Below are 11773 nucleotides of genomic sequence, written 5' to 3'. Positions count from 1 at the left end.
TCAGCCCACCGAGGCCAGCGCGGCGGCGTCCACCAGGGCCTTGACCCCGTCCTCCAGCACCTCGTGCAGCGGGGTGAGCTTGCCCTCGATCAGGAGCTGGCGCATCAGGGTGCGCTGCAGCTTGCCGCTGGTGGTCTTGCGGATGGTGCCCGGCTTGACCAGCACCACGCTGCCCGCGACGGTGAACTCCTTGCTGATCAGCGTGCGGACCTGCGCGGCCAGCGCCGGGAGGTCGGCCGCCGAGGGGGAGTTGGGCTTGATCTCCTGGACGATGACCAGGTGCTCCTCGCCGGTGTCCACCGAGAAGACCGCGCCGTTGCCGGGGGCCAGCGCCGGGTCCAGCGCCTGCACCGTGCGCTCCACGTCGTGCGGGTAGATGTTCCGGCCGTTGATCAGGATCATCTCCTTGAGCCGGCCGGTGACGTAGAGCTGGCCGCTCTCCAGCACGCCCAGGTCGCCGGTGCGCAGCCAGCCGGCGTCCGGGCCCTGCTCGCCGCCGAGGATCACGGCCTGGAAGATCTCCGCGTTGGTCTCCGGCCGCTTCCAGTAGCCGCCGGCCACGCTGTCGCCCTTGACCCAGATCTCGCCGACCCCGCCCTCGGGGCGCTCGGTGTGCTCCTGCGGGTCGACGATCCGCACGTCGAAGTCCTGGAAGACGCCGCTGGAGACCAGGGTGCGGGCCGGGGCGCCCTCGGCGGGCTCGCGCAGGGTGCCGAGCTCCAGGGCGGCGATGTCCGCGCTGCGGATCACCGGCTTCTGCCCGTACGGGGTGCCGGAGACCAGCAGCGTGGTCTCCGCCATGCCGTAGCAGGGGAAGAACGCCTCGGGGGTGAAGCCGGCCGGCTCGAACCGCTCGGTGAAGGCCCGGATGGTCTCGGCCCGGACCGGCTCGGCGCCGTTGCAGGCCACCTTCCAGCTGGACAGGTCGAGGGTGGCCAGCTGCTCGTCGGTGACCCGGCGGGTGCACAGGTCGAAGGCGAAGTTCGGGCCGCCGCCGATGGTCACCTTGTACTGGTCGATCATCTGCAGCCAGCGGAACGGCCGCTTGAGGAAGGAGACCGGCGACATCAGCGCGGCCGATCCGCCCAGCCAGAGCGGCTGGAGGATGTGCCCGATCAGGCCCATGTCGTGGTAGAAGGGCAGCCAGCCGCCCAACCGGGAGTTCTCGTCGCTGCTGGTCGAGCGCTGGATCGCGTACTCGTTGGAGAGCAGGTTGAAGTGCGAGACCATCACGCCCTTGGGGCTGCTGGTCGAGCCCGAGGTGTACTGCAGGAAGGCCAGCGACTCCGGGGTCAGCTTCGGTGCCGTCCAGGCCGACGGGTCGCCCTCGCCTGGCCGGTCGGTGGCCAGGCAGTTGATGTCGGTGAAGCCCGCCTCGCGCAGCCAGGCGCTGATGTTGGGCTCGTTGGCGCTGTCGGTGAGCACCGCCTTGACCTCGGCGTCGCGCAGGATGCCCGAGACCCGGGCGAAGTGGTGCCCCTGGTCACCCGGCAGCGGGGCCGGCACGGCCACCGAACCGGCGTACAGGCAGGCGGTGAAGGCCTTCACGAAGTCCGCGCTGGAGGGGTAGAGCAGCAGCACCTGGCCGCCCTCCGCCCCCTGGGCCTGCAGCCAGGAGGCGATCCGCTTGGCCTCGGCGTCCAGGCCGTTGTACGTGAGGTGCTCGGCGCCGGTGCCGGCCGCGTTGTCGTGCAGGAAGATGAAGGCGTCCTTCTCGCCAAGATCCGCCGTGCGGTGCAGCACCAGCTCGGTGAATGTTTCGAAACCCGTCAACGTCTTCCCCTCGCCTCTGACTCGCCGACGGGCAGGCCGTCGGAGCTGGACCAACAGGATCGATACTCGGGGGCGGAGCTTTAGGGCCCCTTGCGGCGCCACTTCCCTTGCCAGGAGCGCCGGTTGGGCTACTCGGACGCCCGGGCCCAGAGGTCGCGCTCCTCGGGTGTGGGCGGCAGCCAGGGGACGGCCCGCTCCGGGTGGCCCGGGGCGGGGCCGCGCAGGCCGAGGACCAGCGCGGCCAGGTCGTCGTCGGCGAAGCCGTGGAAGAGGCCGTAGAGCACGAAGCCACGCCACCAGGACTGGCCGACCGGATCCCCCGGGTCAGAACCGGGCCGCGACCCGGACATGGCCGGGCACCTCCAGCCGCTCGGCCAGGTCGTGCGCGAAGTCCGGCTCCTCGTCGGTGCCGCCGGCCCGGGCGAAGCCCACCGAGGGGTAGAACTCCCGCACCTTGTGGTTCTTCTTGGTCGGCCGGTACGAGGCCGTCACCCGGCGCAGCCCGCGCCGGGCCGCCTCGGCCAGCACGGTGGCGATCGCCGTCTGCTCGATGCCCCGGGAGAACACCCGGCAGCTCAGGATCACGTTGTCGATGGCCAGCGCGTCGCCCTCGGTGTGCGCGAACACCCCGCCCACCAGCCCCTGGTCGCCGAACCGGTCGGCGGTGCGGACGGCCAGCACCAGGTGCGAGTCGTCGGCGAGGCGCTCGCGCACGTCAGCCACCTGGAGCCGCTCGGTGGTGAGGTTGAACTGGTTTGTGCGCAGCGTCAGTTGGGCCAGCCGGGCGATCTCGTGCTCCTGCACCGGGGAGAGGTCGACGACCACCTCCAGCTGGGCCAGGTACTCCTCCATCGACCCGGTGCTCTCCAGCAGCGTCTGCCGGGCCTCCTCGCTGCGGTACAGCCCGGCCCGGGCCCGGTCCTCGGCCGTCAGCTCGCGCACGTCGAACCAGTTGTCGGCCAGCAGCTTGGCCACGTGCAGGGCCGGCTCCTCGTCGAGCCGGATCACCGCGACCGAGGGCAGCGAGCTGGCCACCAGGCCGGTCTCGAAGGAGGAGTCGTCGGCGAAGACGAAGCTGTCCACCCCGAGGTTGAGCCGCTGCGCGATGTCCTGCAGATTGGCGTCCTTGGGCTGCCAGTTGGCGTTGATCCGGACGAAGTCCGCGGCCCGCAGCACCATGTCGGGGTGGCTGGTCAGCACGTCCACCACCGGCTCCTGGTCGTTCTTGCTGCTCACCGCGAGCAGCACGCCCTGCGAGCCGATCTGCTTGACCACCTGCTGGAACCGGCCGAAGGCCTCGCCCCGGAAGGTCACGGCGGCCGCGATGCCGTCCGCGCCGTCGTCGCCCAGGATGCCGTCCCAGAGCGTGTTGTCCAGGTCGACCACCAGCACCTTCTTGGTGCGGCCCTTGACCGTCCGGGCCAGGTGCCCCACCTCGCGGGCGTACCGGCCGAGCAGCTCGTCGCCGTACTCGGCCTTGGCGTATACCGCCAGCCGCGGGTCGTTGACCGGCCCGGACTCGGCCAGCAGCGGCTCCAGGTCGAGCACCGCGACCCGGTCGTACTTGGCCGCCAGCTTGAGCAGACCAGCATTGAACTCGCGCCAGGTGATGCCCAGTTGGGCCCGGGACGCGAGATCGACCAGCTGGTGGGTCCAGCCGCGCAGCAGCGGGACGGTGTTGAGCACCAGGGTGCCGGTGCCGTGCTCCAGGTAGTGCGCGGCCAGCCGGTCCAGCTGAGCCAGGGTGGCCGCCGTCGCGGCGGCGGCATCGGCGGCCTGCCACGGGGTCGGGAGCGAGCGCAGCACCGCAGCGGCGTCCAGCACGCAGAGCGTGAGGTCTGCCTTGGCCTGGTACAACTCGCTGTCAGTGTCCTGGAGTTCGGTGATCCAGCCGTCGAAGTCGCCCACCCAGGGGCGGAGCAGCAGGCCGTGCCGGGCGAGTTCACCGGTCAGGGCGGGCAGCAGGCCGCCGAGGGTCGAGGAGCCGGTCACGGCGACGGTGAAGGTGTCCGTGCCGGGGTGCAGGGCGATGACCTCCTCGGGCTTCAGCCGGGAGAGCTGGCGGCCGGCGGCGGCGATCTCCTCCGGGCCGGCGGTGGCCAGGATCTGCGGGATCTCCGGGTAGCGGGCGGCGAGTTCGCCTGCGGCGGCCAGGGTGCGCAGCCGTTCCCGTACGGTCGCTTCGTGGGTGGCGATGGTCATAGGGAGTCTCCCCGCTCGGGCGGATGGGTCGCGTTGCTGCGAGCGTGGAGCCTTCGACTAAAGGGCCAGTTGCACACGCCCGGGGGCGCGGGGCCCAGCTCAATCAACTACGTGCGCGATCGGCCCTCTACGAAGGTGCATGGCCGGTCGCGCGCGCAGTTAATCAAGAGGGGCCCCGCGCCCCTGATAGTGCAACTGGCTGGTGCTGCCGAACGGTTCAGTGTCGGAAGAGCCAGAAGACGCGGTCCAGCGCCGTCAGGTGGTAGATCACCAGGACGACCAGCAGGACCATCGCCGGGGTCTTGGCGCCCGCGTTGTAGAGGGCCCAGGCCGCGCCGAAGAGGATGACCAGCTCCAGGACGAAGCGGAGCGGGCCCGGGGTGGCGATGACCGTGCCGCCGTTGCGGGAGGGGTCGCCGGGGGTGGCGAAGACCGTCCAGAGGACGGCCGTGATGATCGGGAGCGCGATGAGCGCGAGCACCCGCATGCCGCCGGGGGCCGTCTTGAAGCCCCAGTAACCGAAGGCTGCCAGAGCCGAGAGCTCAAGCAGGAACCGAACTCCCAGACTGACCGGGCTGAAACCCATCTCGCCAACCTCTTTCCGCAATGGCCTGGAGGGCCTCCAGCCATGCGCCGGTTGCCCGTTGGAGTCTGTCGCTGTCGTAGAACAGGGTGAGCAGGAGACCCGACATGGACTCTTCGACGGTCAGCAGGGTGCCGCCGTCGGCGGTCTCAGTCAGCAGGTGCCGCCGGACGGCGCGGGCGCCGGAGCAGACGCCGGTCCAGCTGATCTCCTGCCCGGGTATGAGGGTGGCGACGGTCGAGCGGATGCGGTTCTTGCCGTTGCGCCAGCGGAACTCGGAGCCGGGCCGCAGCGGACCCGGGGAGAGCTCGACGCCCTCCACCGCCGGGAACCACCGCGGCCAGCCGGCCACGTCCGTGATCAGGGCGAAGACCTGACCCGGTGGCGCGGCGACGGCGACCTGGTGCCGCGCCTGGACGGGTGCCGCGCTGTCGACACGGCCGGCCCGGGCGTAATCCCGGTCCAGCGTGGCCAGCGAGGGCCCGACCCGGAACAGCGCCGGGAGGCGGCCGTTCACCACGCCACCGGGAGCCTGCTGACACCGTGCACGAGGCGGCCGGTGTGGCGGGGCACTTCCGCGAGCGGCACGGCGAGCCGCAGGGTCGGGAAGCGCCGGATCAGGGTCTCGATGACGATCTGGAGTTCGGCGCGGGCCAGGCCCGAGCCGAGGCAGTAGTGGGCGCCCTGGCCGAAGGTCATGTGGTCGACCTGCTGGCGGCGCACGTCGAAGACCTCGGCCTGCTCGAAGTGCCGCTCGTCGCGGTTGGCCGAGCCGAGCGAGGGGAGCACGGCGTGCCCGGCGGGCACCACCTGGCCGTCGATCTCCACGTCCTCCAGGGCGATCCGCAGCAGGGTCTCGTCCCCGGGCGGGAAGAGCCGGAGCAGCTCCTCCACCGCCCCGGGCATCAGCTCGGGCTCCTTGCGCAGGATCTCCAGCTGGTCGGGGTGGCTGAGCAGGGCGGTCACGCCGTTGGCGATCGAGTTGGCGGTGGTCTCGTGGCCGGCCAGCAGCAGGCTGATGCCGAGGAAGGTGAGCTCCTCCTCGCTGAGCCGGCCTTCGTCGGAGTCGGAGATCTGGGTGAGGGCGGAGAGCAGGTCCTGGCCGGGGTTCTCCCGCTTGGCCTTGATCAGGCCCGCCAGGTAGACGTAGAGCGCGCGCTGGGCGGCGAGGATCTCCTCCACCGAGACGGCGGTGATCGACATGAAGGAGTCGGACCAGGCGGCGAACTGCTCCCGGTCCTCGAACGGGACGCCCAGCAGCTCGCAGATCATCAGCACCGGCAGCGGGAAGGCCAGCGCCTTCACCAGGTCGACCTCGCGGGCCTCCACGGCGGCCATCTCGTCCAGCAGCCGGTCGGTGAACTCCTGGATCCGCGGTCTGAGCCCGGCCACCCGGCGGGCGGTGAACTCGCGGGAGACCAGGCGGCGCACTCTGCTGTGCTCCGGGTCGTCCATGTTGAGCAGGGTCTTGAACTTCTGCGGGGCCGGGCCGTAGCGCGGGGCGCCGTCCTCCATGGTGGCGGCCCGGCTGAACCGGTCGTCGGAGAGGACGGAGCGCACGTCCTCGTACCGCGTCACCAGCTGCCCGGTGTCGCCGCTGGGCATCCGGATCGCGGCCAGGGCGGATTCCTCGCGGAGCCGGGCGTAGTGCGGGCAGGGGTGCAGGGCCGAGGTCCGTTCGAAGGGGAAGTCCTGCGGCTCGGCTTCGGTCATCGGGCTCTCCGTTCGTGGCGGCGGTCGGGGAAGACGTCAAGTCGCCCTTGGTCAGCGGGCGTTGTCGGTCACCGGCGCGGGCGCGGGGGCGGCCGGGCGGGTGGCCGGGGCGAGCTCCAGCGGCTTGCCGCTGCGCCGCACCTGGTCCTGGAGCTGGTAGTAGACGCCGCCGACGATCGAGCGCTTGAGGCCGGGGCTGACCGAGACCACCCGGTAGACCGCGCGGCGCAGCGCGACCGCCAGCGGGTGGGAGAGCGCGAAGGCGCGCTCCTGGCGCATCTGGAGCCGCCGGGCGGTGGAGACGGCCTCCTCGCGGGCGGCCTGGAAGGTGCGGCCTGCCTCGTCCAGGGCCCGGTACGGGTCGGCGGCCAGCAGCGCGCGGGAGACCAGCGGGGCGAGCGTGATCGCGTCCACCATGGCCTGGTTGACGCCCTGGCCGAGCACCGGGGTGAGGGTGTGCGCGGCGTCGCCGATCAGCACCAGGCCGGGGACGGACCACTCGGGGACGACGGCGGTGAAGATGTCCAGCATCGAGGTGTCGGACCAGCCCTTGACGTGCTCCCGGACGCCCTGGGAGAGCTCGGGGGCCAGCTCGTCGATCCGCTCGTGCAGGGCGCCGATGCCCTCCTTGCGCAGCTCGCGCAGGCCGCCCTTGGGGATGTTGAAGCCGATCCGGATCAGGTCGGGCACGGTCGGGATGAACAGGCCGTGCCGGTCGCCGAGGATGCGCACCCGCAGGGTGTGGCCGTCCCAGCTCTCCGGGATCGGTACCTTGAACCAGACGAAGTCCCGCTCCAGCGGGATCTTGTCGTAGCGCATCCCGGCCATCTCGCGGATCTTGCTGAACCGGCCGTCGGCGGCGACCACCAGCTTGGCCCGGATCTCCAGCGGCCCGTCCGGGCCGGTGCAGCTGACGCCGGCCACCCTGTCCCCGTCGTGGATCAGGCCGGTGGCGGTGGTGCGGCGCAGCAGCGCGAAGCCGGGGTGGTGGGCGGCCTCGGCGGCCAGCGCCTCCAGGAGCACCGGCTGGGGCAGCTCCATCGGGTAGCGGCTGGGCTCGTCGAAGTCGGCGAAGTCGGCGGAGAGCACGTCCTTGCCGCCGTCGGTGATGACCATCCGCTCGGTGCGCAGCGTGCTGTCTCTGACCTGGTCGAGGATGCCGAGCTTCTCCAGCATCCAGACCGAGTCGGGCGAGATGGACTCGCCGCGGAACGAGCGGTTGAAGTGCCCGCTCTGCTCGACGACGACCACCTCGCGGGAGTACCGGGCGAGTTCGAGCGCGAGGGCGAGTCCCGCCGGGCCGCCTCCCACCACACACACCTGGGTGTTCAGTGCAGCTGTCATCGCCTTCCCTCTCCTGGAGTCCCACAGAGTCGGGGGCAAGCCTCGGCGGGGGCGCTAAAGCCCGGGTTGCACGCCCCGGGCCGGCCGGGGAGCTCCGCATACGTATGGTCAACAGCTGGTCAACTCAACGCTTTAGTGGCCCTTCAGCCCCCTTCCCTAGCGTGACCCAGGCGACAGTCCCGCAGTCATCCGTCTAAGGAGCAGCCACCATGAAGACCGAGTCCGCCGAGGCAGCGCGTGCCTCAGGCCCTGGTTCCGGGGCCTCCGCCAACCAGGCGCCAGGAGCCGCCGCTGTGGAAGCGAACCCCAAGCGGTGGTGGGTGCTGATCGTCGTCTCCCTCGCGCAGTTCATCATCGCCATCGACTCCTCGGTCGTGAACGTGATGGGCCCGCGGCTCAAGGAGTCGATCGGCCTGTCCACCACCGGCCTCCAGTGGGTCATGAACATCTACGTCCTGCTCTTCGGCGGTCTGCTGCTGCTCGGCGGCCGGCTCTCCGACGTGCTGGGCCGCAAGGCGATGTTCATCGGTGGTCTGGCCGTGTTCACCATCGCCTCCTTCACCGCCGGGTTCGCCCACAGCGAGGGCCAGTTGCTGGCCTCCCGGGCCGCGCAGGGCATCGCCGCCGCCGCGCTCTCGCCCGCCTCGCTCTCCATCCTCGTCACCTCCTTCCCCGACCCCGGTGAGCGCAGCAAGGCGTTCGGCATCTGGGGTGCGGTGATCGGCATCGGCGCCAGCGTCGGCACCATCATCGGTGGCGCGATCGCCAACGCCGACTGGCGGTGGGCCTTCTGGATCAACGTGCCGATCGGCCTGGTGGTCGGTCTCGGCGCGGTGGCCCTGGTCACCCGCTCCGTCCGCAGCGGCCCGCGTCCGCCGGTCGACCTGATCGGTGCCTTCACGGCCACCGCCGGCGTGCTGCTGCTGGTCTACGGCATCGTCACCACCGACCAGCACGGCTGGGGCTCGGCGACCACGATCGGTTGCTTCGCCGCCGCCGTCGCGCTCCTGATCGCCTTCGTGGTGGTCGAGAGCAAGAGCAAGGCGCCGCTCGTCCCGCTCCGGCTGTTCCGCAGCCGGGCCGTGGTCTCCGGGGCGCTCGGCGAGTTCCTCACCGCCGGCCTGATGATGCCGCTGTTCTTCCTGATCCCGCTCTACCTGCAGAACGTGCTCGGCTACTCCACCCTCCAGACCGGTCTGGCCTGGATCCCGACCAGCCTCGGCCTGATGATCTGCGCGCCGATCGCCTCGCAGCTCATCACCAAGATCGGCGCCCGTCCGATGTACCTGCTCGGCACCCTGGTGCTGGGCGGCACCCTGGCGGTGGCGATCGCCATCCCGCAGCACAGCAGCTTCTGGGGCTTCATGCTCCCGCTCTCCGCGCTCTTCGGGGTCGGTCTGGTGCTCTGCCTGATCGCCACCCCGGTGGTCGGCACCTCGCAGGCCACCGAGGAGGACGCGGGCACCACCTCCGCCCTGCTCAACGCCTCCACCCAGCTCGGCGCCGCCTTCGGTCTGGCGATCGCCGTCACCGTCTTCAACAACCGCGTCACCCACCAGCTGGCCTCCGGCCACAGCGCCAACGCCTCGCTGGTGAGCGGCATCTCGATCGCGGCCACCGCCCTGCTGGTGATGCTCGGCCTGAGCATCGTCAACGGCCTGGTCGGCTTCCGTGGTCTCGGCAAGCCCGACCCGGAGGCCGCCAAGGCCCCCGGCCACTGACGGCCCCGGCCACCGACGGCCCCACCGGGCCGCTCACCCAGGCCGCCGGTTCCCGCCCATCCCCCTGGCGGAACCGGCGGCCTGTCGCGTTCCCACATACCAACTCCCCGAGGAGCACCATGAGATGGGACAACCTCTACATAGCCGGCCTGGGTGCCTACCTGCCGCCGACGGTGAGCGCCGCCGAGGCGGCCGAGGCCGGCGCCTATGACCGGAAGGACTTCGAGAGCTACCAGATCCGCTCGGTGACGGCCGCCCCGCCCGGGCTGCCCGCCGTCGACATGGCGGTGGCCGCGGCCTCCAGAGCCGTCCGGCGCAGCGGGCACAAGACGCCCGACTTCGGACTGGTCCTGCACGCCTCGATGTTCCACCAGGGCCAGGACATGTGGACCCCGGCCCACTACGTCCAGCGCGAGGTGCTGGGCGGCAACGCGCTGGCCCTGGACATCTCCCCGGGTGCCAACGGCGGCCTGGCCGGCCTGGAGCTGGCCGCCTCGCACCTGGCCTCCCACCCGGCCGACCGGGCCGTCCTGCTGACCTGCGCGGACGCCTTCCGGCTGCCGCGCTTCGACCGCTGGCGCTCCGACGACAACGGCGTCTTCGGGGACGGCGCGGCGGCCCTGGTGCTCTCCCGCTACGGCGGCCCGCTCCAGCTGCTGGCCAGCGCCTCGGCCGCCTCCCCCGAGCTGGAGCCGGTCTGCCGGGGCTACGACGGCTGGACGGACACCCCGTACGAGCGGCCCGGGCCGGTGGACATCCGCGGCCGCAAGGCCGCCTGGTTCGCCAAGGAGCCGAACCCGGCGGCCGTCTTCGGCCGGCTGGCCGCCCAGATGCACGCCACCGTCGGCCAGGCCCTGCGGGACGCGGAGGCCACCCTCGGCGAGGTGGCCTTCCTGGTGCACGCGAACTTCGGCACCCCGTTCGCCGAGGGCCAGTTCCACAAGCCGCTCGGCATCGAGGCCGGCCGCACCATGCACGACTGGGGCCTGGACGTGGGCCACGTCGGCGGGGCCGACCAACTGCTGGGCCTGCACCAGCTGGTGGAGAGCGGCCGGGCCCGCCAGGGCGACCTGATCCTGCTGCTGGGCGCCTCGATGGGCTTCAGCTGGACGGCCGCCGTGGCCCGGGTCACCACCTGGGCGCCCTGACCCCGGCCCTTCCGAAGGCGTGGCTACTCGAAGGTGTAGCGGAAGGCCGCCCGGACCCGTTCGGCCACCTCGGCCAGCGCGGCCGGGCTCGCCGCCGTGAGCAGGAACTCGGCGAAGATGTTCTCCTGGTCGAAGGATTCCACCCGATACCCCATGGTCCGGTACGCGTCGACCACGCCCGGGATCCGCAGCATCTCCTCGACCGGGGTGGCCGCGGTCAGGGTGCCGGGCCGATCGGCGTCCACCGGGTAGAGCGCCAGCAGCTCCTCGCTGCGGCGGTAGCCCCGGGCCGTCGCCGGGCCGAGCTCGCCGAGCGCGGCCAGCACCGAGAGCTCGATCGGGTCGACCCCGCAGGTGCGCATGGTCGCGCTGCGGTAGAGGCCGCCGCCGGGGCGGGGGTTGATCTCCACCAGCTCGGCGCTGCCGTCGGCGAAGGCCCGGCCCTCCACGTGCAGCCAGCCCTGCGACAGGCCCAGGTGGTGGCACAACTCGGTTATCTCGGCAGTGAGTTCGGCCGCGCCCCGGGCCACGTGCGGGGAGGTCGGCGGGGAGACGTTGAGGCCGGCGTCGTGGTGGCGCTCCTCGTCGTGCTCGGTCTTCTCCACCACGAACAGGCCGTGGAACTCGCCCGCCACCAGCGGCCCGTCCACCGAGAACTCCCGGCCGTCCAGGTAGCCCTCCACGATCAGCTCGAAGTCCGGGCCGACCACCGCCTCGATCTCCTTCAGGTGCGCGGCCAGCGCCGCCGCGTCATCCGCCCGCCGGACCAGCCGGGAGCCACCGGAATCCCGCGAGGGCTTGACGATGACCGGGTACCGGGCCACCGCCTCCACCGCGATGCCGGCGGCCGGGCCGGCATGGAACTCCAGCTCCGAGCGCCCGATCCGGCGCAGCTCCTCGCGCACCCGGGCCTTGCTGAGCAGGGCCTCCCGGCCCGGCTCCCCGCCGGGCAGCCCGTAGTGCCGGGCCACCGCCAGCTGCCAACTGATCAGCGGCTCGACGAAGTTGACCACCGCCGTCGGCACCACCCCGGCCGCCTCGGCCGCCGCCACGAGCGCCTCCGGGCCGTCCCGCTCCCAGTCGACCACCAGGTGCGCGGCGCAGGAATCCCGGTTCAGGTCCTCCGCCAGCGCCGAGACCAGGACGGGCTGGCGGCCGAGCCCCTCCAGGATCTGCGCCACCTTCCGGACCCCGCCGGCCAGCCGCTTGGAGAAAATCAACACATCGCGCCGCGAGCCGATTTCCGGATTCACCGAGCCCCCCCCTGTAGAAATTCTGACGGACCGTCA

General features: G+C 71.8%; 10 protein-coding genes. 2 read left to right on the top strand and 8 right to left on the bottom strand.

Going from position 1 to position 11773, the window contains the following annotated elements; all coding sequences use genetic code 11:
* The 7 genes from CFP65_RS20400 to CFP65_RS20370 all read right to left on the bottom strand — a co-directional run bounded on the left by CFP65_RS20400 (position 1) and on the right by CFP65_RS20370 (position 7615).
* Positions 1–1773 carry a fatty acyl-AMP ligase gene (locus CFP65_RS20400; protein WP_104817527.1) on the bottom strand — a complete coding sequence of 591 codons (1773 nt, stop codon included), beginning with the start codon at positions 1771–1773 and terminating at the stop codon, positions 1–3.
* A 128-nt stretch (positions 1774–1901) separates the two neighbouring features.
* Positions 1902–2123 (bottom strand): DUF6059 family protein, encoded by a 222-nt coding sequence (locus CFP65_RS20395; RefSeq protein WP_104817526.1) that lies wholly within the window; start codon positions 2121–2123, stop codon positions 1902–1904.
* Entirely contained in the window at positions 2098–3975 is a 1878-nt protein-coding gene (locus CFP65_RS20390; RefSeq protein ID WP_104817525.1) for an HAD family hydrolase, read from the bottom strand. Before CFP65_RS20390 ends, CFP65_RS20395 begins: the two co-directional genes overlap by 26 nt.
* A gap of 217 nt (positions 3976–4192) precedes the next feature.
* Complete coding sequence (locus CFP65_RS20385) at positions 4193–4561, bottom strand: YrdB family protein (protein WP_104817524.1); 369 nt, start codon at positions 4559–4561, stop codon at positions 4193–4195.
* The gene (locus CFP65_RS20380) at positions 4518–5078 is read right to left on the bottom strand and encodes an SRPBCC family protein (RefSeq protein WP_104817523.1); all 561 of its coding nucleotides are present in this window, start codon (positions 5076–5078) and stop codon (positions 4518–4520) included. Before CFP65_RS20380 ends, CFP65_RS20385 begins: the two co-directional genes overlap by 44 nt.
* Positions 5072–6271 carry a cytochrome P450 gene (locus CFP65_RS20375; protein WP_104817522.1) on the bottom strand — a complete coding sequence of 400 codons (1200 nt, stop codon included), beginning with the start codon at positions 6269–6271 and terminating at the stop codon, positions 5072–5074. Before CFP65_RS20375 ends, CFP65_RS20380 begins: the two co-directional genes overlap by 7 nt.
* Before the next feature lie 51 nt (positions 6272–6322).
* The gene (locus tag CFP65_RS20370; protein ID WP_174805556.1) at positions 6323–7615 is read right to left on the bottom strand and encodes an FAD-dependent monooxygenase; all 1293 of its coding nucleotides are present in this window, start codon (positions 7613–7615) and stop codon (positions 6323–6325) included.
* Positions 7616–7908: 293 nt separating this feature from the next.
* Here CFP65_RS20370 and CFP65_RS20365 point away from each other — a divergent pair, with 293 nt between their 5' ends.
* A complete protein-coding gene (locus tag CFP65_RS20365) occupies positions 7909–9336 on the top strand; it encodes a DHA2 family efflux MFS transporter permease subunit (RefSeq protein ID WP_158702275.1) in 1428 nt (475 codons plus the stop codon).
* A gap of 119 nt (positions 9337–9455) precedes the next feature.
* Positions 9456–10484, top strand: a complete 1029-nt coding sequence (locus CFP65_RS20360; RefSeq protein WP_104817520.1) for a ketoacyl-ACP synthase III family protein — start codon at positions 9456–9458, stop codon at positions 10482–10484.
* A 23-nt stretch (positions 10485–10507) separates the two neighbouring features.
* Here the strand turns inward: CFP65_RS20360 and CFP65_RS20355 are convergent, their stop codons facing one another.
* A complete protein-coding gene (locus CFP65_RS20355; RefSeq protein WP_158702274.1) occupies positions 10508–11737 on the bottom strand; it encodes an acetyl-CoA carboxylase biotin carboxylase subunit family protein in 1230 nt (409 codons plus the stop codon).
* Between the last annotated feature and the right edge of the window lie 36 nt (positions 11738–11773).

This window comes from Kitasatospora sp. MMS16-BH015 (assembly GCF_002943525.1).
Classification (GTDB): Bacteria; Actinomycetota; Actinomycetes; order Streptomycetales; family Streptomycetaceae; genus Kitasatospora.
Note: the sequence above shows the minus strand (reverse complement) of the source record. Positions and strands in the feature narration are given on the sequence as shown.